This is a genomic window from Enterobacter sp. ECC_219_Taxon_10 (genome assembly GCF_058354905.1).
In genome coordinates this window covers 183,548-210,062 of sequence record NZ_CM178005.1, presented here as the reverse complement: position 1 = coordinate 210,062, position 26,515 = coordinate 183,548, and the positions used below count along the sequence as shown (strand labels likewise).

Genomic DNA, 26,515 nt, shown 5'->3' with positions numbered 1-26,515 from the left:
TGTGCTACTGGGTTGGAAGCTTACAGGCTTACAACGTTACCAGCTGCTGGGCCTTTAGCGCCGCTTTCGATGGTGAAGGAAACTTTCTGACCTTCGTCCAGAGATTTGTAGCCATCGTTCTGGATAGCAGAGAAGTGTACGAACACGTCTTTAGAACCATCGTCAGGAGTGATGAAGCCGAAACCTTTATCAGCGTTGAACCATTTAACCAGACCAGTCATTTTAGCAGACATAGAAATTACCTTATTAACAAATATATTGTGCCTTCCGGCTTGATGGATTGCGTTACAGATTTTTAAGCGATGAAGGAAGGGTCACTACGAAGGGTATCTATGGATAACAATCTGGACTGCTTTACTAAACTGCTTTAGGTCTGTGTAACAAACCGACGCAGACAGTTATACCGATGTGGTAGAGGAATGACAAGCGTTATTTTCTGAATGCCGAAAAAAAACCCCGCCTGAAGCGGGGTTTTTCAGTTTATTCTGTGGCAGCAACTGCTGCGCCCCACGCCTGGCTAAAGGCCTGGTGCTGGGCGGCCAGCGGCCCAATCAGCGTATTGTACTGACTTGCCTGCTGCGAGGTCGGGAACTGAATGCCGTTGGCAACAAAGCTCACCTGCGTACCCTGCTGGGAGATAAAATCTCCGACCTGAACCAGCTGCTGAGTGAAGACTTGCGCGGCCGGGATCAGCGGTTGTATCGCTTCAGACGGTTTCGTCACCACTTTCTCATACACTTTATCGAAGACCGGTTTGAGGTCCTCGCCCTGCTTCAGCGCAGAACGTGACGCGTCAGCCTGCATTTTCGCATTCTGCAGCTGCTGGCTCAGCACGCCGAGCGCGCCGTTGGACTGGCGCAGCGGCTCGCGCTGAGTCATATAATCCTGGGGAACACGGATGGCGTTCACGCTATCCACTACCGGGCGGATACCCGAGTCCATCGCCTGGCTCACCTGCTGTGAATACCCATAAAGAATGGCGTAATCGGACACAAAGGGGCCAAACTGTTTTTTCTGATCCGCAGTCAGCGTCGGCAACCGCTCGCCGCTGCGCATCACTGTATTCTGCAGAAAATCGATAAACGCTTTGCGCTGATCGCCTTCTTTATCAAAACACCCACTCAGGCTAACAACCATCAACAACGCCGCAATAGGCGCAAACCAGCGAGAGCAGGACTTTCCTGTCGCCATTTTATTACTCCTTTCACCCAAAAAAGCGCACACCGGCACACGCGTGCCCGACGCTGACAAGGATAGTCCAGGTCAGCCTTGCAAGATACTCTTTTCATGTAAAACGGCTATTGCCGATTTATTTCTTACTATTTACAAAAAAATACCTGGCGAAACCGACATATGGTTAATCAGGTAATTAGCATAACTATCCGTATAGCTGAATCGGATAAAGCGATCGTTACCGCACGATTAATCACAGCCGTTACGATCCTGGGTTTGTATTAGGGACTATTCTTAATTGGCTCTCTGATGTTCTTGATCACGATGTGAGATTTAAGAGGAGTTCTCAATGGAATATAAAGATCCTGAGTTTGAGCTGCTGAGCAGTCTGGAACAGATCGTTTTTAAAGATGTACCGCAGACCATTACCCTGCAACAAAAATCCAATCCCTTTACAGAATATGAGCAATTGCGCAAAGGGACAGGACTGAAAACGGAAGAATTCGCCAGAGCGATGGGTGTCAGCGTGGCTATGGTGCTGGAGTGGGAGTCAAAACGAGAGAAACCCACCCCAACCGAGTTAAGGCTGATGCGCCTGATTCAGGCCAACCCTGCACTCAGCAAACAGATAGCGTAGTGAAGATTGAATGCCCCCGCCTCTGCGGGGGCTTGTGTTTAAAGGCTCTCGAAACGCCAGCCCGTCTCCTCCCACACCATCTCATGCGTCAACGTTAACCCTTTTAAAAACGCATCATCGTGTGACACCACCAGCAGCGCGCCGGGGAAACCCGCCAGTGCCGCTTCAATGGCCTGAACCGAGGCCAGATCCAGATGGTTGGTCGGTTCATCCAGCAGCAGGAGCTGCGTGGCCTCCGCGCGCCATAGCACGCAGGCCAGCGCAGCCTTCAGACGCTCGCCGCCGCTCAGTTCCGCCAGCGGAAGCGAAACTTTATCGGCCCCCAGCTGAAGCTGGGCTAAACGGGTTCGTAACATGCCCTCTTCCAGGGGCGTATTGCCCAGGTTGAGGTGCGTCATGACCGACTGCGAGAGATCGAGCCGGGAAAGATGCTGATCGAGATAAGCGCAGCTGACCGACACCTTACAGGTTCCTGAACGCGGGCGAATGTCGCCGAGGATTGTTTTCAACAGCGTCGATTTCCCGCAGCCGTTCGGCCCTTTTAGCGCCACGCGCATCGGTCCATCCATCCGCCAGTTGAGTGGTGGTAAAGACACATGCGGCAGCACCAGATCCTCCAGCACCAGCACCTGTTTGCCTTCCGGGATCTGGCTCCCCGGCAGGGTGAACATCACAGGGTTATCTTCGTCAACCCGCTCACGCGCCTTGTTTACCGCGGCGTTCAGGGCTTCATTTTGCTCGCTATGCTGCTTTTTCCATGAGCCGATCCGCTCCTTCGCAGCGCCTTTGTATTTGACCCGTTCAAACGACGCGATATTCAGGGTATCGACGGTGCGCAATGTTTTTGCTGAACGCCGCTGGCTGTCGTCATGCTCTTTTTGCATGCGTGCGCGGGTGCGTTTGCGCTCCGTGGCAGCATGCTCCAGCGCCGCTCGGGCCGCCTGCTGTTCGGCATCGCGCTGGGTTTGATAATCCGCATAATTCCCGCCGTAGCTGCGCAGGCCGCCGCTGCTCAGCTCAAGGATACGCGGCACCTTCGCCAGCAGTTCGCGGTCATGGGAGGCAACCAGCACACCGCCCTGATAACGGGCAAGCTGGTCGTAGAACCACGCCCTGCCTTGTCGATCGAGATGGTTTGTGGGTTCGTCCAGCAGCAGATAATCCGCTTCAGCAGTAAATGCACCGCACAGCAGCGCGCGAATGCGCTCGCCGCCGCTGAGCTCACCGGCTGGCTTATCAGGATCAAACGGCGGAAGTTTTGCCCGGGTAAACGCCTCGCCCAGACGTTCAGCTAAATCCCACAATCCATCAAGCGTTTCCAGATCGTCAGGCTGGTAATCACCGCTGTCGATGCGCGCTCGCGCCGCGAAGATGGCCTCGAACCCGAGCAGTTCAGCCAGCGTCGTGTGCGGCAAAATGTCCTGCTGCTGAGCCACATAAACATGTGTTCCGGTACGTTCGATATGCCCGCTTGCAGGCTCATCAAGCCCCGCCAGCAGACGCAGCAGACGCGTTTTCCCGCTGCCGTTGCGGCCCACCAGCGCGCACAGGGAGGATTCCAGAGAAAGATTCAGCGGACCAAAAAGGGTATCGCCCGTCGGAAACTGACAGGTGACCTGATGCAAAATAAAAGAAGGGGACTGCGCAAAATGAGCCATAAGCACTCCTGAATGAAATCAAAACATCCCCTGCCGACGCGGTGGCGTTTAGCAAGGATCGAAATTCATCAGTCGTGTTTGTTCATTTTTGGGGGGCGCTCCAGAGCGAGAAATTTAATGGAGATAAGGATAGCGGTAATGGGTTGACCATTTCAAGGTTAAATTTTGGACGGCTTATACTCCCTCTCCCTTTGGGATGAGGGATCCCCACAAATTAATGCGAGCAGTGAACAATCCCCTCGCCCCTTTGGGGAGAGGGTTAGGGTGAGGGGGAGCATACGGCTCTGGTGGTCATTCCGCTCACTTTATGTTCCTTGCTACTCTGTAGCGACAATACCCGTGAGCGTGCCAGGGTGGCTCAGTCGCCACCACCCTGGCTACCCGGGCTCCCGGCGGTAAATCGCCGCTACGCGGTACCTTCGGCTTATTCCTTCCGGCTTATCGGGGACGGGCGGAGGTAACATCCCTGTAAAGCCCGCCCTCTCGGCGCATCCCTGCGCCTCGCCCCGGCCGGAAGGCAAACGCCTCAGCAATTTACAGCCGGACCATAGCGTCGCTGTAAGACCTCTGCCCGCAGTATGCTTTTCGTTGCGGTAATTTTGCGAGTCTCTTTCCAGAAATGGTAATATCCTCAGTGGCATAGCTCAAATCTGTTGCCGCCTGTTTTGATGAGCAGTAAGTTCTCTTCGCACCTGCAAAATCAGGTGCCGGGTTTAGCATCCTGGCTTATCTTATCGGCGGCACATTATGTGCAGCATGCTTTGCTACATCTCAATGGTGGGCTGAGCAGGGGCATCGAGAGATGCGCCGGTATCCGATAAGGCCGGTAATGCTAACTCTGTTCAGTCCACCACCAGCGAAATTAGCATTTCCGATGGTGGAAGCTTTATCACTTATCGGAGGCTGCCAATATGGCTACTACCCCAACCCAAGTTCATTCTTTAATCACCCTGCCCTTCAACCATGCCACCGACTTCACCGAACTGGCGGATAACTGCGAACGTTTTACCGACGCACTGGTAGATTGCGAAGAACCCGCCCCAAAAATGGCGCTTTACGGCAGACTTTATGCCTGTCTGAATCTTCTGCAACCCACGCTTCTGGATCCTGTTCCGGACGCTTTAAAAGCCAGCCTGACCGTGAAGGAACTCCCGTCACGCGTTCCAGCTTTCGAACCCGAGTGCGATCAGCTGGGGCGCTACTGTCAGGAGATTACGCAGATGCTGATGAACGGATCACTGCCGCAACAATCTTAAATCGTGATGGAAGATTTGCTGTGCGAACTGGTCAGCTACTTTGCCGATACGCTGAAGGCACCGCGCTGGCTGCAGACAGACGAAGGCACAATCGCGATCGGCTAAACCTGCCGGATGACGCTGCGCTTATCCGGCCTACAAAAGCTCCATAAAAAAACCCGCCGAAGCGGGTTTTTAGCATGTGTAACAGCGGGCACATTACTGCAGCAGCGAAATATCCGCTACGCGCAGGAACAGCTCGCGCAGTTTCTCGAGCATAGAGAGACGGTTAATACGCAGCTCTTTATCTTCTACGTTCACCATCACTTTCTCGAAGAAGGCGTCGATAACGTCACGCAGCTCGGCCAGCTCCACCAGCGCTTCCTGGTAGCGGCCTTCCGCGAAGTACGGCTCGAGCTTGTCGCGCAGCACCACAACCTGCATCGCCAGAGCGATCTCTTCCGGCTCTTTCAGGGTTGCGGCGTTCACGCGCTCGTTCAGCGTCTCGTCGGATTTCGCCAGAATGTTGGATACACGCTTGTTGGCCGCGGCCAGGGCAGATGCCGCTTCCAGGGTACGGAAGTGGGAAACCGCCTTCATACGCGCATCGAAATCAGCCGGACGGGTCGGACGACGCGCCAGCACCGCCTGAATGGTGTCAACGGAGTAACCTTCGTCCTGATACCAGGCGCGGAAACGGCCGAGCATAAAGTCGATCACGTCATCCACAACGTTCGCGTTGGTCAACTTGTCGCCGTACAGACGCACCGCTTCTTCGGTCAGGGTCTGCAGATCGAGGTTTAGGTTCTTCTCAACGATGATACGCAGCACGCCCAGCGCAGCACGACGCAGCGCAAACGGGTCTTTGTCGCCTTTCGGATGCTGGCCGATACCGAAGATACCCGCCAGGGTGTCCATCTTATCGGCAATCGCTACGGCGCAGGCCACCGGGTTGGACGGCAGATCGTCACCCGCAAAGCGCGGCTGATACTGCTCGTTCAGGGCCACGGCCACGTCTTCCGCTTCGCCATCGTGACGCGCATAGTGCATACCCATCACGCCCTGGGTGTCGGTAAATTCGAACACCATGTTGGTCATCAGGTCGCACTTGGAGAGCAGGCCCGCACGCGTCGCGTGGTTAACGTCGGCACCGATTTCACGGGCAATCCAGCCGGACAGCTCCGCGATACGGTCGGTCTTGTCGCGCAGCGTACCCAGCTGCTGCTGGAACAGCACGGTCTGCAGGCGCGGCAGGTTATCTTCCAGACGCTTTTTACGGTCGGTGTTGAAGAAGAACTCGGCATCCGCCAGACGCGGGCGCACCACTTTTTCGTTACCGGAGATAATCTGGCTCGGATCTTTCGATTCGATGTTCGCCACGAAAATGAAGTTTGGCAGCAGCTTGCCGTCGTTGGCATAGACCGGGAAGTACTTCTGGTCACCCTTCATGGTGTACACCAGCGCTTCAGCCGGAACGGCCAGGAATTTCTCTTCGAACTTCGCGGTCAACACAACCGGCCATTCAACCAGAGAGGTGACTTCTTCCAGCAGGCTGTCGCTCAGGTCGGCATTACCGCCAATCTTGCGCGCCGCTTCTTCCGCGTCCGCCTTAATTTTGGCTTTACGCTGTTCGTAGTCGGCAATGACCTTACCGCGCTCCAGCAGGATTTGCGGGTACTGGTCGGCATTGTCGATGGTGAACTCAGGCTCGCCCATAAAGCGGTGGCCGCGGATCACGCGATCGGACGCCACGCCCAGAATGGTGGCTGGAATAACGGTATCGCCCAGCAGCAGGGTCACGGTGTGAACCGGACGTACGAAGTGAACGTCAGACGCGCCCCAGCGCATCAGCTTAGGAATCGGCAGCTTAGCCAGCGAGGTTGCGATCATGTTCGGCAGCAGCGCTTCCGCGCTTTCGCCTTTCACCTGCGCACGATACAGCAGCCACTCGCCTTTATCGGTGGTCAGACGCTCGGCCTGATCAACGGTGATGCCGCAGCCGCGCGCCCAGCCCTCAGCCGCTTTGCTCGGCTTGCCTTCCGCGTCGAACGCCTGGGCAATCGCCGGGCCACGTTTTTCGACTTCACGATCCGGCTGAGAGGCCGCCAGATTTGCCACTTTCAGCGCCAGACGGCGCGGTGCAGCAAACCACTCAATTTTACCGTGCGCCAGGCCAGCGTTATCCAGCTCGGCAGTCACGTTCGCAGCAAAAGATTCAGCCAGGCTGCGCAGGGCTTTTGGTGGCAGCTCTTCGGTGCCGATTTCCACCAGGAAAGTTTTCTCAGACATGGCCGCCTCTTATTTGTTTCGGTTGCACATCGGGAAGCCAAGGGCTTCACGGGACGCATAGTAAGCTTCTGCAACGGCTTTGGTCAGGGTACGAATACGCAGAATGTAGCGCTGACGTTCAGTCACGGAGATCGCTTTGCGGGCGTCCAGCAGGTTGAAGCTGTGGGCGGCCTTCAGAATACGCTCGTAGGCAGGCAGCGGCAGCGGAGTCTCCAGCGCCAGCAACTGCTGCGCTTCTTTCTCGTACTGCTCGAAGCAGGTGAACAGGAAGTCCACGTCCGCGTATTCGAAGTTATAGGTGGATTGCTCCACTTCGTTCTGATGGAACACGTCGCCGTAGGTGGTTTTACCCAGCGGGCCGTCGCTCCAGACCAGGTCGTAAACGCTGTCTACGCCCTGAATGTACATGGCCAGACGTTCCAGACCGTAGGTGATTTCACCGGTGATTGGCTTACATTCCAGCCCGCCAACCTGCTGGAAATAAGTGAACTGGGTCACTTCCATGCCATTCAGCCACACTTCCCAACCGAGACCCCAGGCACCCAGCGTTGGGTTTTCCCAGTTGTCTTCCACGAAACGGATGTCGTGGATGGTTGGATCCATACCCAGCTCTTTCAGCGACCCGAGGTACAGTTCCTGAATGTTGTCGGGTGATGGCTTAATCACCACCTGGAACTGATAGTAATGCTGCAGACGGTTCGGGTTTTCACCGTAACGACCATCGGTCGGACGACGGGAAGGCTGCACATACGCGGTCGCCATTGGCTCTGGCCCCAATGCGCGCAGGCTGGTCATCGGGTGTGAAGTGCCGGCGCCGACTTCCATGTCCAAAGGTTGAACAATGGTACAGCCCTGACGAGCCCAGTAATCCTGTAAGGTCAGGATCAGGCCCTGGAAGGTCTTGGTATCAAACTTTTGCATAGTATTTCGTGCTGGATACGTGTGGTTTTAAATGGAAGGGACCAGTATACCCGCTGGCTGCAAGATATACAGTACGAAACGGGGTTGTTTAGGGAAAATTGGGAAATAAGCCTTCCGGCCAGAACGCTGACGGCGTCTGGCTGTTGATTATGCGAGCAGGCTAGCGCATGGAGAGATGTAAAAACTGACCGTCCGCATCAAACGAGCAGACAAAGCCCTCTTTACGCGCAGTATACCCTCTAAGCTCATAGCTGCCCTGAAAGCGCTCGAATCCGATGACGTTAATTTTCTGAACGTCCGAGTTATAGCGCCGGGCGGCCTGGTCTTTACAGAGCGCTTCCATATTCAGTGAACGCTCCGGGCTTATTTTACCCTGCTGCGCTTTTTGCACGGGTACTTCCTGTGGCGCACTGCATCCTGCCAGCATAAATAGCAGAAAGAGTGATACCACACGCTTCATCATCATTTTTATTACCGTCCTGGTCAGCGGCTGTTATTTTTAGTATCAACACTTTTATAGATTAAGGTCTGCCATTCTGCGAATCTCGCGGTCTCCCGGCAAGCCTGCACATAAAACTCAGAATTTTCCAAACGAAGACTTTTGGACAATGGTAGTCACACTCAATTTACAGGGAATACGAGGAACTGATGCCGTCAAAAATTAACTGGATTGATAACCTGCGAGGAATAGCGTGTCTGATGGTGGTCATGATCCACACGACGACCTGGTACGTCACGAATGCCCACAGCATCAGCCCCGTTAACTGGGATATTGCCAATATCCTCAACTCCGCGTCGCGCGTCAGCGTGCCGCTGTTTTTTATGATTTCCGGCTTTCTCTTTTTTGGCGAACGCAGCGCGCAGCCGAGGCACTTCATCCGCATCGCGGCCTGCCTGGGGTTCTACAGCGCCGTTGCCCTGCTTTATATCACCTTGTTCACCTCTATTAACGCCGGGTTATCCCTCAAATATTTGCTTCAAAAACCGGTGTTCTACCACCTGTGGTTCTTCTTCGCCATCATCGTTATCTATCTGGTCTCTCCGCTCATTCAGGTGAAAAACGTCAGCGGGAAAATGCTCCTGGCCCTGATGGTGGTGATCGGCATCGTCGCCAACCCGAATACGGTCTCGCAGAAAATCGACGGTTTCGAATGGTTGCCGGTGAACCTTTATATCAACGGCGATACCTTCTACTACGTGCTTTACGGCATGCTGGGGCGCGCCATCGGGATGATGGACACGCAAAAACGCGGTCTGAACTGGCTATGCGGGGCGCTGTTTATCGCCGGCGTGGCGGTGATTTCACGCGGGACGCTGCATGAGCTTCAGTGGCGCGGCAATTTTGCCGATACCTGGTATCTCTATTGCGGGCCGATGGTCTTTATCTGTGCCGTATCGCTGCTTACGCTCGTCAAAAACACCCTGAACGCGCGTCCCCTGCCCGTGCTGAGTCTTATCTCTCGCCACTCTCTCGGGATTTACGGTTTTCACGCGCTGGTGATCCACGCGCTGCGCACGAGAGGCGTTGAGCTAAAAAGCTGGCCGGTGCTGGATATCGTCTGGATTTTTGCCGCCACGCTGGCGATAAGCCTGCTGCTGTCGATGCTGCTGCAAAAAATAGATGCTCGCCGCTTCGTCAGTTAATGCTCCGCTGCCGGGCGCGATGGTACTGGCGCGGGGAGGAAAATCCTGCCGCCAGTGAAGCCTGCTCCACGCCGCGTCCCTGCATCAGCCACTGCTCCGCCACCGCCAGACGCAGCTGCTCCAGATAATCGCGAACGCTAATCCCTAAATGTGACTGGAAAAGCCGGGTGAGATGGCGTGGGCTGACGTGCGCCAGCGCGGCGATATCAGGCAAGCTCCACGTTTTTTGCGGCTCGGCGGTGAGCGCATCCTGCGCCCGATGGATCGCCGGGTGAAGATGATTGCGGTAGCGTAGCCACGGGGATAGCTGAGGGTCGTCACCGGAACGGCGGAACCAGACCACCATCTCACGCGCCACGGCCAGCGCCTTTTCGGGGCCGCACAGGTGGTTGATCGTGTGCAGCGCCAGATCGATGCCCGAGGTGATCCCCGCGCTGGTCCAGATATTTTCATCCTGCACAAATATCCGGTTTTCTTTAATCGTCGCCGTAGGGGCCGCGGTGCGTAAACGGCTAATAACGTCATGGTGGGTTGTGCACTGCCGGTTATTCAGCAGGCCCGATTTCGCCGCCAGCAACGCTCCTGAACAGACGCACATCACGGTGATTTCCTGGCGCTGGATCTGCGGCTGCCGGCGCATCAGCCAGTGCTGAATCTGCTGCGCCTGCGGGGTTGAGAACTGAAAGCGGGAGTCGCTCACCCCCGGCAGGACCAGCAAGCTGCCCGGAGACAGGCTTTCCGGCAACGGCTGGATGCCGCTCATCGTCAGACCTATCGACGTCGGAACCTCCTGCTGCGGGCCAATGTAATGCAGACGAAACGCGTCGCCTGCCAGCACAAAGGTTTCTGCCGGGCCGGTCATGTCTAATGACAGCACTCCGGGCAACATCACGAACCAGACGTCGATGGGCATTACAGTGACTCCAGCGTCTCCGCTACCGTTTTAATTTCGGCAAAACGCCCGGACAGTACCGTTTCGGTACGGTGGTGAATTTCCGCTGCGCTAAGGGTAATGCCCTTGTAGGTCATGGGAAACGTCAGCGTTGCCTCGCTCACAAAGGTCACAGCATACCCCAGATCGGATGCCACCCGGGCGGTGGTTTCACAGCATTGTTCAGTGCGAATGCCGCAGATAATCACACTGTTGATATCACGCTCGCGCAGCCAGCGGTCAAGCCCGGTATCCGTGAAGGCATTATGGACGTGTTTCTGGAAAACAACATCCGGCTGATGACGCAAAAAGGCCATCGGTTTGACATAGCCGCTTTCCAGGGTAAAGGGACCGTCTTCATCAACGTGAAAAATATCAACGACCGGAATATTGCGCGCCTGGCAGCCTTCAATCAGCCCCAGCATCGCCTGCTGAAAGGCAGGAATTTCGTCCTCCTGCCAGTAATTGCGCTGATGGAAGGACTGCTGAGTATCAATGTTGATTAATGCGATGCGTGACATGATAAATCTCCTTGCCAGTGGGTGTAACACCATACTGGCAAGGAATGGAAGGCACGCACAGACCAAAAAAGGACATCCTCGTGCCTCTTCCGGACAAGCGTATTTAAGACATAAGCGGCAGCAGCTGCTGATAGATTTTGCGGAATACGTCGCGCCTTTCCGTGTACCGCGCATAGCGTACAGCGTCCGGGAAATGCGCCTGCTCAAGCGTAAGCTGCGGCAACAGCTGTGAAAGCGGTTTTTCCGGGTTCATGGCGATCTGCGCCAGTCGTGCAGCACCCAGCGCGGGGCCGACATCCCCTCCGGTGCGGAAATCCAGCTGCAACCCGCTGATATCCGCCAGCATCTGTCGCCAGTAAGGGCTTCGCGCTCCGCCGCCAATCAGGGTGACGCTCGTCGGCTTCAGGCCGCAGTCGTGCACCACGTCCATCCCGTCCGCCAGTGCATACCCCACACCTTCCAGAACCGCACGCGCCAGCTCTGCCGGGCCATGTTGATGGGTTAAGCCAAAGAACACCCCTTTCGCTTCCGGGTTGTTGTGCGGCGTACGCTCGCCGGAAAGATACGGTAAAAACCAGACCGTACCCGCCGCGTCATCCGCCTGCTGCGCCGCGGAGATGAGCGCCGGAACGTCGGCCATGCCGGTGAGTTTTGCGGCCCAGTCCAGGCAGGACGCCGCACTGAGCATCACCGACATCAAATGCCATTTTCCAGGCAGGGCGTGGCAGAAGCTGTGCACTGCGCTTTCAGGGTTGCTGCGATACCCGTCGCTAACGGCAAAATAGACGCCGGAGGTTCCCAGCGAAAGCATCGCCTGCCCCGCCTCAACCATCCCGACACCGACAGCCCCCGCCGCGTTATCGCCGCCTCCGGCCACCACCGGTACGGCAGGCATGTTCCAGCGTTCGGCAACGTCCGGCAGCAGCGTGCCCGTCACCTCGCTACCTTCGAACAGCGCGGGCATGTGTTCGCGGGTCAGATTACAGGCATCCAGCATCGCCTCGCTCCAGTCGCGTTTCGCCACGTCGAGCCACATCGTGCCGGCGGCATCGGACATGTCGCTGGCGAAATCGCCCGTCATGCGAAAACGCAGATAGTCTTTTGGCAGCAGAACTTTCGCCACCTGACGGAAAACCTCCGGCTCGTGGCGCTGAACCCACAAGAGTTTTGGTGCGGTGAAGCCCGGCATCATCAGGTTGCCGGTAATCTCGCGGGAGGCAGGTACGCGCTCCTCAAGAAGCGCGCACTCTTCTGCGCAGCGGCCGTCGTTCCAAAGAATCGCAGGACGCAGCACGCGATGCTCGCTATCCAATAAGGTTGCACCGTGCATTTGCCCGGCCATTCCCAGCGCTTTCACGTCACGCAGAGAATGCTGCTCGCCTAACGCGGTAATTGCGCGATCCGTGGCCTGCCACCACTGTTCCGGGTCCTGCTCCGACCACAGTGGGTGCGGGCGTGAAACCTGCAGCTTTTCAGTCTGCGTTGCTAACACCTCGCCCTGCTCGCTTAACAGGATGGCTTTCACACCCGATGTGCCCAGATCGATCCCGATATACATTGCGGTGACTCCTTTGACAGAAATGCCCGGTGGCGCTTCCGCTTACCGGGCCTGGATGCTGTTATTTATCGAACAGGTAGTGATTAACCAGATTTTCCAGCAGCTCCTGGTGCCCGCTCTGGTGCTGCGGCGCCAGCTGATGTTGTTCAGCGTACTTCGCGATTTCCGCAAGCGATAACTGACCTTTCAAAATTTGCTGGCCCAGCTCACTGTTCCAGCCGCTGTAGCGCTTCGCCACGCGTTTATCCAGCTCACCGTCTTCAATCATACGTGCCGCCACTTTCAGCGCCAGCGCCATTGTGTCCATCGCGCCAATATGGCCGTAGAACAGATCGTATTTGTCGGTGCTCTGGCGACGCACCTTGGCGTCAAAGTTCAGGCCGCCGGTGGTGAAGCCGCCCGCTTTGATGATTTCGTACATCACCAGCGCATTCTCTTCCACGCTGTTCGGGAACTGGTCGGTGTCCCAGCCCAGCTGTGGATCGCCACGGTTCGCATCGACAGAGCCGAAGATGCCCAGCGCAATCGCAGACGCGATTTCGTGATGGAAAGAGTGGCCCGCCAGCGTGGCGTGGTTGGCCTCAATGTTCACTTTAATCTCTTTTTCCAGACCGAACTGTTTCAGGAAGCCATACACCGTCGCCACGTCGTAGTCATACTGGTGCTTCGTCGGTTCCTGCGGCTTCGGCTCGATCAGCAGCGTGCCGCGGAAGCCGATTTTGTGCTTATGGTCGACAACCATCTGCATAAAGCGGCCAATCTGCTCGCGCTCCTGGCGCAGGTCGGTGTTGAGCAGGGTTTCATAGCCTTCACGACCGCCCCACAGGACATAGTTTTCGCCGCCCAACTGATGCGTGGCGTTCATTGCCGTCACCACCTGCGTGGCCGCCCAGCTAAACACTTCCGGATCCGGGTTGGTTGCCGCACCCGCGCCGTAGCGTGGGTTAGTGAAGCAGTTTGCCGTGCCCCAGAGCAGCTTCACGCCGCTTTGCTGCTGTTTTGCCGCCAGCACATCCACCATCTGCGCAAAATTGTTCAGGTACTCTTTCAGCGACGCCCCTTCCGGCGACACGTCAACATCATGGAAGCAGTAGTACGGCACATTCAGCTTGTGGAAGAACTCAAACGCCACATCGGCTTTGCGTTTCGCCAGCTCGATGGCCTCACCCGGCTGCTGCCACGGACGGTCAAAGGAACCGACGCCGAACATATCGGCGCCGTTCCAGCAGAAGGTATGCCAGTAACAGGCGGCAAAGCGCAGATGATCTTCCATGCGCTTACCCAGCACCAGCTCATCCGGGTTGTAGTGACGAAATGCTAAAGGATTGGTCGTTTTTGGGCCTTCGTAACGAACGCGATCGAGTTGGTCGAAATAAGCTTGCATATTGAGCTCCATAATCAGGGTATGCGGCGAGTCGTTGATACAGGAGTAATAGTGAATAGACATTTGGGGTTGCTCAATTACGTTATTTCACACTGCTATTGAGAGAATGCACAACTGTGCGCTGGCTCGCAAAATAATGCGCAGACAAACTATTTTTCGGCGCGCATTCCAGAATCAAATGTAATTAAGGCGTTACGAATTTTAAAATCCGATCGCGGTCATAAATTCAGAAATAAACCAAATATCGTAATGAGAAGATAAAAATCTGTAATTGCCAGCCCGCCTTTCCGCGTTAAAAATTTGCTGCGACCCAGCAGTGAATGTTTCTTTTATCTCAGCAACACATACCCCTACAAAAAGGCCTAATAATTATGAAGATAAAGAACCTGACCCTAACGCTCTGCACTACGCTCCTCCTTGCAAGCTTTGCAGGGCATGCCAAGGAGGTCAAAATTGGCATGGCGATTGACGACCTGCGTCTGGAGCGCTGGCAAAAAGATCGCGATATTTTTGTGAAAAAAGCGGAATCACTCGGTGCGAATGTGTTTGTACAGTCGGCTAACGGCAATGAAGAAACGCAAATGTCGCAGATCGAGAATATGATCAACCGGGGAGTCGATGTTCTGGTCATTATCCCTTATAACGGCCAGGTATTAAGTAACGTGGTGAAAGAAGCGAAGCAGGAAGGGATAAAAGTTCTCGCTTATGACCGCATGATTAATAATGCGGATATTGATTATTATATTTCCTTCGACAATGAAAAAGTTGGCGAATTACAGGCGCAAAGCCTGATCGACAAAGTGCCTCAGGGCAATTATTTCCTGATGGGCGGTTCGCCGGTGGATAACAACGCCAAACTGTTCCGCGAAGGGCAAATGAAAGTCCTTAAGCCGTACATCGACAACGGCAAAATTAAGGTGGTTGGCGATCAGTGGGCTGACGGATGGTTGCCAGAAAATGCCCTGAAGATTATGGAAAATGCGCTGACGGCCAATAACAACAAAATTGACGCTGTTGTGGCCTCCAACGATGCCACCGCAGGTGGGGCTATTCAGGCCCTGAGCGCCCAGGGGCTGGCCGGTAAAGTTGCGATTTCTGGCCAGGATGCCGATCTGGCTGGCGTAAAACGCATTATCGCAGGTACCCAGACCATGACGGTCTATAAACCGATTACCGAGCTTGCCAATACGGCGGCAGAAATCGCCGTTGAGCTGGGCAACGGTAAGCAACCTAAAGCAGACGCGACGCTGAATAACGGCCTGAAAGACGTTCCGGCTCGCCTGCTCACGCCAATTGAAGTCAATAAAGAGAACATTGACGCCACCGTGATTAAAGACGGTTTCCACAAGAAGAGCGAACTGTAATCCTGCGCTGCCCCTGCCCTGCAGGGGCGCATCACGTTGTACTGTTCTTCCCTCGGGTTATGTGGAGCAGTTATGCCTTATTTACTTGAAATGAAAAGCATCACCAAGCGCTTCGGCGCGGTGAAAGCCGTCGACAACGTCAGTCTCCGGTTGAACCCCGGCGAAGTGGTTTCGCTGTGTGGCGAGAACGGTTCGGGCAAATCAACGTTGATGAAAGTGCTGTGCGGGATCTACCCGCACGGCAGTTACGAAGGCGAAATCGTCTTTGCCGGTGAAGTCATCCAGGCGACACACATTCGCGACACCGAACGTAAAGGCATCGCCATCATTCACCAGGAGCTGGCGCTGGTGAAGCATCTCACCGTGCTGGAGAACATCTTCCTCGGAGCCGAGATTTCCCGCCACGGCGTGCTGGATTACGACACCATGACGCTCCGCTGTGAAAAGCTGCTGGCGCAGGTGAGCCTCCACATTTCGCCGGATACCCGCGTGGGCGATCTGGGTCTGGGGCAACAGCAGCTGGTCGAAATTGCGAAGGCGCTGAATAAACAGGTCAGGCTGCTGATCCTCGATGAGCCAACGGCCTCGCTCACCGAGCAGGAAACCGCGGTTCTGCTCAATATCATCCGCGATCTGCAAAACCACGGCATCGCCTGTATCTACATTTCGCATAAGCTGAACGAGGTCAAAGCCATTTCGGACACCATCTGCGTGATCCGCGACGGACAACACATCGGCACGCGTGAAGCCGCAGGCATGAGCGAAGATGACATCATCACCATGATGGTGGGCCGCGAGCTGACGGCACTCTACCCGAATGAACCCCACACAACGGGCGATGAAGTGCTGCGCGTGGAAAACCTCACCGCTTGGCACCCCGTCAACCGCCACATCAAGCGGGTAAATAATGTTTCGTTTTCCCTTCACAGCGGCGAAATTCTTGGGATTGCGGGCCTCGTCGGTGCCGGGCGCACCGAAGCCGTGCAGTGCCTGTTTGGCGTGTGGCCAGGACGCTGGGAGGGCACAATTTATATCGACGGCCAGCCGGTGAAAATCGACAACTGCCAGCAGGCGATTGCCCGCGGCATTGCCATGGTGCCGGAAGACCGCAAAAAAGACGGCATAGTACCGGTCATGGCGGTGGGTAAAAACATTACGCTTGCGGCACTCGATCGGTTCTCCGGCGCGCTGAGCAGCCTGGACGATGCTGCCGAGCAGCAGTGCATCCTCCAGTCGCTTGCCCGGCTGAAGGTCAAAACCTCTTCGCCGGAACTGGCAATCGGCCGCCTGAGCGGGGGTAACCAGCAGAAGGCGATTCTGGCGCGCTGCCTGCTCCTCAATCCACGCATATTAATCCTTGATGAACCGACGCGCGGGATCGATATCGGTGCCAAATACGAAATCTACAAACTGATTAATCAGCTTGTACAGCAAGGGATTGCCGTCATCGTCATTTCGTCTGAGTTACCCGAAGTGCTCGGCCTGAGCGACCGCGTGTTGGTCATGCACGAGGGAAAACTGAAAGCCAACCTGATTAACCAGAACCTGACGCAGGAGCAGGTGATGGAAGCCGCTTTAAGGAGCGAACGTCATGTCGAAAAGCAATCCGTCTGATATCAAAGTCGCTGTTCCGACGCCCGGCGCGTTCGCTGGGCTAAAAGCGCTGAACCTGCAGGTTTTCGTGATGATCGCGGCGATTATCGTCATCATGCTGTTCTTTACCTGGATGACGGATGGCTCGTACTTGAGCGCGCGAAACGTCTCCAACCTGCTCCGCCAGACCGCCATCACAGGCATCCTGGCCGTGGGCATGGTGTTCGTGATCATCTCTGCGGAAATCGACCTGTCTGTCGGGTCAATGATGGGTCTTCTCGGCGGCGTGGCGGCGATTTTTGACGTCTGGCTTGGCTGGCCGCTGCCGCTGACAGTGGCGGTGACGCTGGTGCTGGGGCTGGTTTTAGGCGCCTGGAACGGCTGGTGGGTTGCTTACCGTAAGGTGCCGTCGTTCATTGTCACCCTTGCGGGGATGCTGGCCTTTCGCGGGATCTTGATCGGTATTACCAACGGTACCACCGTCTCCCCGACCAGCGCAGCCATGTCGCAGATTGGTCAGAGTTACCTCTCTGATAGCATCGGCTTTACGATCGGCGTGGTGGGGCTGCTGGCGTTTGTCGCGTGGCAGTGGCGTGGACGCATGCGCCGTCAGGCGCTGGGGCTTGCATCGCCAGCGTCAACGTCGGTGGTGGGACGTCAGGCGTTGACGGCGGTCATTGTGCTGGGTGCCATCTGGCTTCTTAACGACTATCGCGGCGTTCCGACGCCGGTGCTGCTGCTGGCGCTTTTGCTGCTGGGCGGCATGTTTATGGCGACGCGCACCGCGTTTGGCCGCCGTATTTATGCCATCGGCGGCAACCTTGAAGCTGCCCGCCTCTCGGGTATTAACGTCGAACGTACCAAGCTGGCGGTTTTCGCCATTAACGGCCTCATGGTCGCTATTGCCGGGTTGATCCTCAGCTCGCGTCTGGGGGCCGGCTCTCCCTCCGCCGGCAACATCGCCGAGCTGGATGCTATCGCCGCCTGCGTCATCGGTGGCACCAGCCTCGCAGGCGGTATCGGGAGCGTGGCGGGCGCGGTCATGGGGGCATTTATCATGGCGTCGTTGGATAACGGGATGAGTATGATGGACGTCCCGACGTTTTGGCAGTATATCGTCAAGGGGGCCATTCTTTTACTGGCAGTCTGGATGGATTCTGCCACCAAGCGACGGGCCTGATAACCGTATAGTGACTTAATTGGGAAGTGAGCCATGTTTGAAAAGCGTCACCGCATTACGTTGTTATTCAATGCCAACAAAGCCTACGACCGTCAGGTGGTGGAAGGTGTCGGTGAATATTTGCAGGCGTCGCAATCCGAGTGGGATATCTTTATTGAGGAAGACTTCCGCACCCGTCTGGAGAACATTAAAGACTGGCTGGGGGACGGCGTCATCGCAGACTATGACGACCCCGTCATCGAGCAGCTGCTGACCGACGTCGACGTCCCGATAGTGGGCGTCGGCGGCTCCTACCATTCACCTGAACACTATCCCCCGGTCCACTATATCGCCACCGATAACCATGCCCTGGTCGAGGCGGCCTTTCTCCATTTAAAAGAGAAGGGCGTCCATCGCTTCGCGTTTTATGGTTTACCCGCCACCAGCGGCAAGCGCTGGGCCGTTGAGCGCGAACATGCGTTTTGCCAGCTGGTCGCGCAGGAGAAGTATCGCGGCGTGGTCTATCAGGGGCTGGAAACCGCACCAGAGAACTGGCAGCACGCGCAAAACCGCCTGGCGGACTGGCTGCAAACGCTGCCGCCGCAAACCGGTATTATTGCCGTGACGGACGCCCGCGCCCGACACGTGCTGCAGGTCTGCGAGCATTTGCATATCCCGGTGCCCGAAAAACTGTGCGTGATTGGCATTGATAACGAAGAACTGACCCGCTACCTGTCCCGCGTAGCGCTCTCCTCCGTTGCACAGGGCACGCGTCAGATGGGCTATCAGGCGGCGAAGCTGCTGCACCGCCTGCTCGATAAAGAGTCTCTGCCGCTTCAGCGCCTGCTGGTGCCGCCTGTCCGCGTTGTGGAACGTCGCTCAACCGATTATCGCTCCCTAAGCGACCCGGCCGTCATTCAGGCCATGCACTATATTCGCAACCACGCCTGCAAAGGGATTAAGGTCGATCAGGTGCTGGATTCGGTGGGCATTTCCCGCTCGAATCTGGAGAAGCGCTTCAAAGAAGAGGTGGGCGAGACTATTCATGCCGTCATCCATGCGGAGAAGCTGGAGAAGGCCCGCAGCCTGCTCATCTCCACGTCACTGTCGATCAACGAAATCTCGCAGATGTGCGGATACCCGTCGCTGCAGTATTTCTATTCGGTGTTTCGCAAAGAGTATGACACCACCCCAAAAGAGTATCGGGATCGCCACAGCGAGGTGCTGATATAGAAAAGAAAACGCCTTCCAGGTGGAAGGCGTTTTTTGACATTACATATGGGCGGCGATTAAGCGCTGGTTATCCTGGTACATAGCGAACAGATAGTTGTTATAGCTATTTCCCTTCGTCGAATAACCTTTCAGCTTGTGAATCATCGCACTGGCCGTCACTTCCTGATCCGCTTTACGCAACTGAGCGCGTGATTTACGGAACGATGAGTAGGCCGGGTGCGTATTAAGATTCACCGCGTAAGCATTCACGGAATCTTTTACTGATTCGAACTGAGAATAGCCCTTCACCTTACCGGGCGCATTATTACAACGACCTTTCGCACACTTCATGCCGAACAGGTTATTGTTATTACGCGCCAGCTTAGACGTCCCCCAGCCGCTTTCGGCTGCCGCCATGGTCGCAACCATGCTGCCTGGGATAATGTCCACACGCTCAAGGAGAGCATTCCACGGTACGCGACGCGTGTTACCGTTCCAGCTCAGCTTGTAGCGCTTCGTGATGTCTTTCAGACGCGCGCGTTCAGACGGCGACCAGCGGCTATCGTACTGTTTTGAAATCAGCCAGTTACGATCCGCCGTAATCGCGGCATTTTGACTTGTTATGTAAGGCATTACCGTCCGGAGAAACGCTTTTTTTCTTGGTGTTCCGGAAGGGTATTTTCGCAAATCAGGAAGTGAACTACTCTTTGCACTATTGCGAGAATACTCTTGTTTACTGCTAACCTTACTACTTGTCGTCTTTATTACGTGGGCTTTCTTACTCGTTGTATCCGTGTGCGTCTTCGCAAGCACCCCACCCGAAAATGTCGTGGTGAGTAACATGAGTATCGCGGCCCCATATCGTCGAATGGGAGTCGATATCATTAGGTCTCCTGGTCGGATGTAATCATCCCAACACCTTATTTTTTTCACAAATTTGAGAGCGGAATCTCAAATCATATCAAAAATAGACTTCAAGAGCACGTATAGAAATAGTCCAATTCCGAAACTATGTCACCTGAAAATTGCTCACAAAAACATCATTCCTGAAAAAATGTGTGCGATATCGCAGATAACTGCCTCATTTTGCGCGGGATCACTCATCCTCACACGTCCTCCCGGGAGAAAGCGATGGGGGATGAGTTTTTCACCGCATCCTGATGGCACACTGGTCAAAAATGCCGCGACAGGAAAATGGAATGAAACGCACCGCATTAGCTCTTCTGCTGTTACCCGCTCTGGCACATGCCGACTGGTCATCGCCGGGGTTTAACGCATTTCGCGCCGAAGGCACCGGCATTTTCACCAGCCAGACAAAGCTTGCGAAGGGTACGCGTCCTCTGACGCTGAGTTTTGACAAGACGTGCTGGCAGCCTGCGGAGGCGATAAAACTCAATGAGATGCTGTCGCTTAAGCCCTGTGACGGCACGCCGCCGCAGTGGCGCCTTTTCCGCGACGGTGACTACCAGATGCGGATTGATACCCGCTCCGGCACGCCCACCCTGCTGCTGACAATTCAGAGTGCCGCAGAACAGTCGGTTGCAAACGTTATCCGCCAGTGCCCGAAGTGGGACGGTAAACCGCTGACGCTGGACGTCAGCCATACCTTCCCGGAAGGCACCGTGGTGCGTGATTTTTACAGCAAACAGACCGCGACGGTGCAGAACGGAAACATTACCCTACAGCCCGCCGCCAGCAGTGGTGGCCTGCTGCTGCTTGAGCGCGCCGAAACCGACAAGCCAGCGCCGTTTAGCTGGCAGAACGCCACCGTCTATTTTGTGCTCACCGACCGCTTTGTGAATGGCGACCCGAGCAACGACAACAGCTATGGCCGCCACAAAGACGGCATGCAGGAGATTGGTACCTTCCACGGTGGCGATCTCAAAGGGCTCGCCAGCAGGCTCGACTATTTACAGCAGTTGGGGGTGAATGCGCTCTGGATAAGCTCCCCGCTTGAGCAGATCCACGGCTGGGTAGGCGGTGGCACCAAAGGGGATTTCCCACACTACGCCTATCACGGCTACTACACCCAGGACTGGACGAAGCTTGATGCCAACATGGGCACCGAGGATGACCTGCGCCATCTTATTGATGAAGCGCACAGGCGCGGCATTCGCATCCTGTTCGATATCGTCATGAACCACGCGGGCTACGCGACGCTTGCGGACATGCAGGCGTACCAGTTTGGCGCGTTGTATCTGCAGGGCGATGAGTTGAAAAAGACGCTGGGAGACCGCTGGACTGACTGGAAGCCTGGCGCGGGCCAAAGCTGGCATAGCTTCAACGATTACATCAACTTCAGCGACAAAGCCGCATGGGAAAAATGGTGGGGCAAGAAATGGATCCGCACCGACATTGGCGATTACGACAACCCCGGCTTCGACGATTTAACCATGTCGCTGGCATTCCTCCCGGACCTGAAAACGGAATCCACTACCCCTTCAGGCCAACCCAACTTCTATCAACACAAGCCCGATACCCACGCGAAAGCCATCCCGGGGTATACCCCACGCGACTATCTCACCCACTGGCTCAGCCAGTGGGTGCGCGACTACGGCATTGACGGCTTCCGGGTGGATACCGCGAAGCATGTCGAGCTTGAGGCCTGGCAACAGTTAAAAGACCAGGCAAACCAGGCGCTGGCCGCCTGGAAAGGGGCTAACCCGGACAAAAAGCTCGATAACGCACCGTTCTGGATGACCGGAGAATCCTGGGGCCACGGGGTGATGCAAAGCGATTATTACCGCCACGGTTTTGATGCGATGATTAATTTTGATTATCAGGAGCAGGCGGCAAAAGCGGTGGATTGCCTGGCCGATATGGACCTTACCTGGCAGCAGATGGCGGAGAAGCTGCAAAGCTTCAACGTGCTGAGCTACCTCTCATCACATGATACGCGTCTGTTCCGCGAAGGGGGCCAGCGCGCTGCGGAGCTGCTCCTGCTGGCACCGGGCAGCGTGCAAATCTATTACGGGGATGAATCCGAGCGTCCGTTCGGGCCGACAGGCTCCGACCCACTACAGGGTACCCGGTCAGATATGAACTGGCAGGACGTCACGGGCAAGCAGGCCTTAACCGTTGCCCACTGGCAAACGCTGGGCCAGTTCCGCGCCCGCCATCCTGCAATTGGCGAAGGCAAGCAAACCACGCTGTCGCTGAAAGAGGGGTATGGCTTCGTGCGCGAGCACAAGGGCGATAAGGTGTTGGTGGTATGGGCGGGTAATCAGTAATCTCCCCCACCCCTCACCCCGTCCCTCTCCCCAAAGGGGCGAGGGGGAAAAGACGGCTCCGTGCAGCCCCCTCTCCCCTCCGGGGAGAGGGTTAGGGTGAGGGGAATTCCACCAGAACTATTCACTACAAAAATCCAAACCTACCATATAAAACGACAAATCCGACCACATCCCCCGATTTGCACCAGCACGGTGCTAGCGTTATGGTTACCCACTTTCAAAATAAGCTCGATAGAACACCTGCTATGACGTTTTCACTTTTCGGCGACAAATTCACCCGCCATTCAGGCATTACTCGCCTGATGGAGGACCTCAACGACGGGCTGCGCACTCCGGGCGCCATCATGCTCGGCGGCGGAAACCCGGCGCAAATTCCGGAGATGACGACCTATTTCCAGACGCTGCTCGCACAGATGCTGGAAAACGGTAAAGCGACCGATGCGCTATGCAATTACGACGGTCCGCAGGGTAAAACCGAGTTGCTGACTCTCCTTGCCAAAATGCTGCGTGAAGAGCTGGGCTGGGATATCGAACCACAGAATATTGCACTGACAAACGGCAGTCAGAGCGCGTTTTTCTACTTGTTTAACCTGTTCGCCGGACGTCGCGCCGACGGCACGACCAAAAAAGTGCTCTTCCCGCTGGCACCGGAGTACATCGGCTACGCCGATTCCGGCCTGGAAGAGGATCTGTTCGTCTCCGCGCGTCCGAACATCGAGCTGCTGCCGGAAGGCCAGTTCAAATATCACGTCGATTTTGAACACCTGCATATTGGTGAAGAGACGGGCATGATCTGCGTATCGCGCCCGACTAACCCAACGGGCAACGTCATCACAGACGACGAACTGATGAAGCTGGATGCGCTGGCGAATCAGCACGGCATTCCGCTGGTGATCGACAATGCTTACGGCGTGCCGTTCCCGGGCATTATCTTCAGCGAAGCGCGTCCGCTGTGGAACCCGAACATTGTCCTGTGCATGAGCCTCTCCAAACTGGGCCTGCCGGGCAGCCGCTGCGGCATCATCATCGCTAACGAGAAAATCATCACCGCTATTACCAATATGAACGGCATTATCAGCCTCTCACCGGGCGGCATTGGCCCGGCGATGATGTGCGAAATGATTAAGCGCAACGACCTGCTGCGTCTGTCAAATGAGGTGATAAAGCCGTTCTATTTCCAGCGCGTTCAGGAGACGATCGCGACGCTTCGCCGCTATTTACCGGAAGAACGCTGCCTGATCCATAAACCTGAAGGGGCGATTTTCCTTTGGCTGTGGTTTAAGGATTTGCCGATTACCACCGAGCTGCTCTACCAGCGCCTGAAAAAGCGCGGCGTGCTGATGGTGCCGGGCGATTACTTCTTCCCGGGTCTGGATAAGCCGTGGCCGCACACTCACCAGTGCATGCGCATGAACTACGTGCCCGATCCGGAAAAAATTGAAGCAGGCGTCAAAATTCTCGCCGAAGAAATTGAAAAAGCCTGGCACGAAGCCGGTCAGTAACGCGTTACGCCAGATTATGCCGCCGGGTCGGGCGTAATCTGGCGGCCCCGGCACGGGTCAGCCGGAGTTAATATGCTCCTTACAGTACCGCCGTTTCCACACGGCGGGGGTTAACCCGGTATGCTTAGAAAATATCTGCCGGAAATACCCCACGTCATTAAAGCCGCAGCGCGTTGCGACCTCGGTTAACGATGCAGAATCGTTGAGCAGCAGTTTTTCCGCCGCCCTGACGCGCTGGCGATGTATCGCCTCCGTCAGGGTTAAATGGAAAGTCCGGCGAAATACACGCCCGAGATAATCTGCATTACAGTGCAACGCTTTTGCCAGCTGCGATGTGGATATTGGTAAATGAAACTGCGTGCGAATAAGCTGTTTTGCCTTCCAGGCCATCGCCGCACCGGCCTGATCCGCGTTATCTTCATATCCTGACGAACGGGACACCTGCTGTAAAATCAATAATAAAATCATCTCCAGCGCCATACTTCGCTGTAATTTCTCCTGCTCGCTGAGGAATTGCCGAAATAGCGCAATCACATATTCCGCATCCCTTACGCGGCAGTGTTGTTCTATTGCCAGAGGAGCGGCGTTGGGTAACGATGAATCTGGCAGCTCCACCTCAAAATGGAGCCAGTAAAAGCGCAGGTCCGCCGGAAAATCTTCCACCCCTACGTGCCGACGGCCCGGCCAGAGCAGCAAACTCTCTCCTGCATTAACGTCAAAAATATGATTTTCTTCCTGGATCGTTAATATCCCTTTTTCGACAAAAATAATCTCCCATGACGTTAATTTTCGCGCAGGATGGCGGCCCACTCCGCGGGAAATAAACAACCCGCCGTTCTGGACCTTAACCGGAAGCGCTATGGATAATTCGAGCATGGATATTCACCATTCCGCTTTTATTACCGTTAATTTTCGACTTAGACGTTGATTATTAATCAATATTCGAACAACTGTCCGATCGGAATCACATTTTCATCATCAGGTCGGAATCGTCACCTTTTTATACTTTTCCCTTCCCTTGTTGGTCTGGCCGTTGAATGCAGAATAAACAGGGTACCTACAAATACGATAAAAAATCGTTTATCGAGGAGTTACCCATGACTTCCACACCGATTACAGACGCAGACGTTGCAAACCAGAAAGTCGATGACCGGCTCTCCGTCCGCGAGAAAATTGGCTACGGCCTGGGCGATGCGGGCGGCACGGTGATTACCTGCCTGATCATGAACTTTCTGACCTTTTTCTATACTGATGTATTTGGCCTCACCCCTGCGCTGGTGGGCACGCTGTTTATTGCCCTTCGCGTGTTTGACGCCATTTCCGATCCGGTGATGGGCGTCATTGCCGACCGCACGCAGAGCCGCTGGGGACGCTTTCGCCCCTGGCAGCTGTGGGTCGCGCTCCCCATCGGCATCGTTGGCGTACTGACCTTCACCGTCCCGGACGCCAGTATGGGCGTGAAAATCGCCTGGGCGTTCGGCACCTATTTGCTGCTGTCCGTGGGCTATACCGCCATCAACGTGCCCTACTGCGCGCTGATTAACACCATGACCACCCGCCACAACGAGGTGATAGCCTGCCAGTCATGGCGCTTTGTGCTGTGCGGCGTGGCGGGCTTTTTGGTCTCCGTTGGCCTGCCGTGGCTGGTCGCGGAGCTGGGCCAGGGCAATGCTGCCCGGGGTTATCAGCTGGGCGTTGGCGTGCTGTGCGCCATCGCCGTGGTGATGTTCCTGTGCTGCTTCTTCTGGGTGCGCGAACGCGTCCCGCTGGCGCTGATGGGCAAATTCACCCTGCGCGAGCACCTGGCGGGCCTGCGTAAAAACGATCAGCTGCTGCTGATGCTGGTGATGTCGTTCCTGCTGATCAACGTCTTCAATATTCGCGGCGGCGGTTATATGTACTTCATCACCTACGTGCTGCAAGGCAGCACGGCGTACACCTCGCTGTTTTTCACGATGGTGACCTTCGCCGCCATTCTGGGCGCGGTGATCGTCAGCCCGCTGTCGCGCCGCATTGATACCGTCAAACTCTACTACCACACCAACCTGGTGCTCGCGGCGCTTGCGGTGGGTATGTGGTTCCTGCCGGGTGACCCGGCGCACCAGACGCTATGGCTGATCGTCATTTTAAGCAATGGCGTGATCCTGGGCTTCACTCTGCCGCTGCACTTCTCGCTCATGGCCTTTGCCGACGACTACGGTGAATGGAAAACCGGCGTGCGCTCCTCGGGCATGAACTTCGCCTTCAACCTGTTTTTCATCAAGCTCGCATGGGCGTCCAGCGCCGGGATCATCAGCCTGGTGTTTATCGCCGTGGCCTATCAGCCAGGCGCGGGCAACCAGACGCCAGCCTCATTGCAGGGGATCACCGCCATGGAGACGCTGCTGCCTGCCCTTTTCCACCTGCTGCTGGCGGTCGCTATCCGCTGGTGCAGGCTTAACAACCCTGTGATGTCGCGCATTGCCACCGATCTGCGCCAGCGTCACGTACCGTCCTGAGGAGAA

At 55.8% G+C, this 26,515-nt stretch carries 21 protein-coding genes and 2 pseudogenes; 11 read left to right on the top strand and 12 right to left on the bottom strand.

The genetic code is table 11. The annotated features are described in order from the left end of the window. Positions 1-20 precede the first annotated feature (20 nt). Together cspE and AC4ICF_RS00885 are read right to left on the bottom strand one after the other, a co-directional pair. Complete coding sequence (gene cspE, locus AC4ICF_RS00890; protein ID WP_003860775.1) at positions 21-233, bottom strand: transcription antiterminator/RNA stability regulator CspE; 213 nt, start codon at positions 231-233, stop codon at positions 21-23. A gap of 247 nt (positions 234-480) precedes the next feature. After that, positions 481-1,191: a DUF3053 domain-containing protein gene (locus AC4ICF_RS00885; RefSeq protein WP_045260020.1), complete on the bottom strand. Its 711-nt coding sequence runs from the start codon at positions 1,189-1,191 to the stop codon at positions 481-483. A gap of 331 nt (positions 1,192-1,522) precedes the next feature. Here AC4ICF_RS00885 and AC4ICF_RS00880 point away from each other — a divergent pair, with 331 nt between their 5' ends. Then, positions 1,523-1,810, top strand: a complete 288-nt coding sequence (locus tag AC4ICF_RS00880; protein WP_116343066.1) for an HTH-type transcriptional regulator — start codon at positions 1,523-1,525, stop codon at positions 1,808-1,810. Between the two features lie 38 nt (positions 1,811-1,848). Here AC4ICF_RS00880 and AC4ICF_RS00875 read toward each other — a convergent pair whose 3' ends face one another. Next, positions 1,849-3,468, bottom strand: a complete 1,620-nt coding sequence (locus AC4ICF_RS00875) for an ABC-F family ATP-binding cassette domain-containing protein (RefSeq protein ID WP_316380441.1) — start codon at positions 3,466-3,468, stop codon at positions 1,849-1,851. An 840-nt stretch (positions 3,469-4,308) separates the two neighbouring features. On the opposite strand from AC4ICF_RS00875, the pseudogene AC4ICF_RS00870 reads away from it, so the two are divergent. Next, positions 4,309-4,413, top strand: a pseudogene (locus AC4ICF_RS00870) (hypothetical protein); the annotation flags it as partial. Continuing rightward, positions 4,380-4,829, top strand: a pseudogene (locus AC4ICF_RS00865) (hypothetical protein). The pseudogenes AC4ICF_RS00870 and AC4ICF_RS00865, both read left to right, overlap by 34 nt. 93 nt (positions 4,830-4,922) lie before the next feature. Here AC4ICF_RS00865 and glyS read toward each other — a convergent pair. From glyS to AC4ICF_RS00850, 3 genes are all read right to left on the bottom strand, one after another. After that, positions 4,923-6,992 carry a glycine--tRNA ligase subunit beta gene (glyS, locus tag AC4ICF_RS00860; RefSeq protein ID WP_316380439.1) on the bottom strand — a complete coding sequence of 690 codons (2,070 nt, stop codon included), beginning with the start codon at positions 6,990-6,992 and terminating at the stop codon, positions 4,923-4,925. Between the two features lie 9 nt (positions 6,993-7,001). Then, the gene (gene glyQ, locus AC4ICF_RS00855) at positions 7,002-7,913 is read right to left on the bottom strand and encodes a glycine--tRNA ligase subunit alpha (RefSeq protein WP_003860141.1); all 912 of its coding nucleotides are present in this window, start codon (positions 7,911-7,913) and stop codon (positions 7,002-7,004) included. 160 nt (positions 7,914-8,073) lie between these two features. Further along, a complete protein-coding gene (locus tag AC4ICF_RS00850) occupies positions 8,074-8,379 on the bottom strand; it encodes a YsaB family lipoprotein (RefSeq protein ID WP_192984078.1) in 306 nt (101 codons plus the stop codon). 182 nt (positions 8,380-8,561) lie between these two features. Here AC4ICF_RS00850 and AC4ICF_RS00845 point away from each other — a divergent pair, with 182 nt between their 5' ends. Then, positions 8,562-9,557 (top strand): acyltransferase, encoded by a 996-nt coding sequence (locus AC4ICF_RS00845; protein WP_316380438.1) that lies wholly within the window; start codon positions 8,562-8,564, stop codon positions 9,555-9,557. Here the strand turns inward: AC4ICF_RS00845 and AC4ICF_RS00840 are convergent. The 4 genes from AC4ICF_RS00840 to xylA all read right to left on the bottom strand — a co-directional run bounded on the left by AC4ICF_RS00840 (position 9,550) and on the right by xylA (position 13,951). After that, on the bottom strand, positions 9,550-10,470 hold the full coding sequence (locus AC4ICF_RS00840; protein ID WP_233003611.1) for a GlxA family transcriptional regulator: 921 nt from the start codon (positions 10,468-10,470) through the stop codon (positions 9,550-9,552). The two genes, AC4ICF_RS00845 and AC4ICF_RS00840, sit on opposite strands and share 8 nt — an antisense overlap. Continuing rightward, on the bottom strand, positions 10,470-11,009 hold the full coding sequence (locus AC4ICF_RS00835; protein WP_166709722.1) for an isochorismatase family protein: 540 nt from the start codon (positions 11,007-11,009) through the stop codon (positions 10,470-10,472). The genes AC4ICF_RS00840 and AC4ICF_RS00835 overlap by 1 nt, the downstream gene beginning before the upstream one ends. Positions 11,010-11,112: 103 nt before the next feature. Beyond that, complete coding sequence (gene xylB, locus AC4ICF_RS00830; protein ID WP_316380435.1) at positions 11,113-12,567, bottom strand: xylulokinase; 1,455 nt, start codon at positions 12,565-12,567, stop codon at positions 11,113-11,115. A gap of 61 nt (positions 12,568-12,628) precedes the next feature. Then, positions 12,629-13,951 (bottom strand): xylose isomerase, encoded by a 1,323-nt coding sequence (gene xylA, locus AC4ICF_RS00825; protein WP_116343112.1) that lies wholly within the window; start codon positions 13,949-13,951, stop codon positions 12,629-12,631. Positions 13,952-14,322: 371 nt separating this feature from the next. Between xylA and xylF the strand changes: the two genes are divergently transcribed. The 4 genes from xylF to xylR all read left to right on the top strand — a co-directional run bounded on the left by xylF (position 14,323) and on the right by xylR (position 19,300). Then, positions 14,323-15,315 (top strand): D-xylose ABC transporter substrate-binding protein, encoded by a 993-nt coding sequence (gene xylF / locus AC4ICF_RS00820; protein WP_008502746.1) that lies wholly within the window; start codon positions 14,323-14,325, stop codon positions 15,313-15,315. Between the two features lie 72 nt (positions 15,316-15,387). Beyond that, positions 15,388-16,929, top strand: a complete 1,542-nt coding sequence (locus AC4ICF_RS00815; RefSeq protein ID WP_316380434.1) for a xylose ABC transporter ATP-binding protein — start codon at positions 15,388-15,390, stop codon at positions 16,927-16,929. Continuing rightward, on the top strand, positions 16,907-18,088 hold the full coding sequence (gene xylH / locus AC4ICF_RS00810; RefSeq protein ID WP_041911621.1) for a xylose ABC transporter permease XylH: 1,182 nt from the start codon (positions 16,907-16,909) through the stop codon (positions 18,086-18,088). The genes AC4ICF_RS00815 and xylH overlap by 23 nt, the downstream gene beginning before the upstream one ends. Positions 18,089-18,121: 33 nt before the next feature. Further along, positions 18,122-19,300 carry a D-xylose utilization transcriptional activator XylR gene (gene xylR, locus AC4ICF_RS00805; protein ID WP_021242460.1) on the top strand — a complete coding sequence of 393 codons (1,179 nt, stop codon included), beginning with the start codon at positions 18,122-18,124 and terminating at the stop codon, positions 19,298-19,300. A 39-nt stretch (positions 19,301-19,339) separates the two neighbouring features. Here xylR and AC4ICF_RS00800 read toward each other — a convergent pair whose 3' ends face one another. Continuing rightward, a complete protein-coding gene (locus tag AC4ICF_RS00800; RefSeq protein WP_045630274.1) occupies positions 19,340-20,164 on the bottom strand; it encodes a protein bax in 825 nt (274 codons plus the stop codon). Positions 20,165-20,478: 314 nt separating this feature from the next. Here AC4ICF_RS00800 and AC4ICF_RS00795 point away from each other — a divergent pair, with 314 nt between their 5' ends. Continuing rightward, positions 20,479-22,509 carry an alpha-amylase gene (locus AC4ICF_RS00795; RefSeq protein ID WP_316380432.1) on the top strand — a complete coding sequence of 677 codons (2,031 nt, stop codon included), beginning with the start codon at positions 20,479-20,481 and terminating at the stop codon, positions 22,507-22,509. A 245-nt stretch (positions 22,510-22,754) separates the two neighbouring features. After that, positions 22,755-24,011: a valine--pyruvate transaminase gene (gene avtA, locus AC4ICF_RS00790; RefSeq protein WP_163330044.1), complete on the top strand. Its 1,257-nt coding sequence runs from the start codon at positions 22,755-22,757 to the stop codon at positions 24,009-24,011. Positions 24,012-24,068: 57 nt separating this feature from the next. On the opposite strand, the gene AC4ICF_RS00785 is transcribed toward avtA, so the two are convergent. Further along, positions 24,069-24,887 carry a helix-turn-helix domain-containing protein gene (locus AC4ICF_RS00785; RefSeq protein WP_116343044.1) on the bottom strand — a complete coding sequence of 273 codons (819 nt, stop codon included), beginning with the start codon at positions 24,885-24,887 and terminating at the stop codon, positions 24,069-24,071. A 221-nt stretch (positions 24,888-25,108) separates the two neighbouring features. Between AC4ICF_RS00785 and AC4ICF_RS00780 the strand changes: the two genes are divergently transcribed. Further along, the gene (locus AC4ICF_RS00780; protein WP_316380431.1) at positions 25,109-26,509 is read left to right on the top strand and encodes an MFS transporter; all 1,401 of its coding nucleotides are present in this window, start codon (positions 25,109-25,111) and stop codon (positions 26,507-26,509) included. The last annotated feature ends 6 nt before the right edge of the window (positions 26,510-26,515 follow it).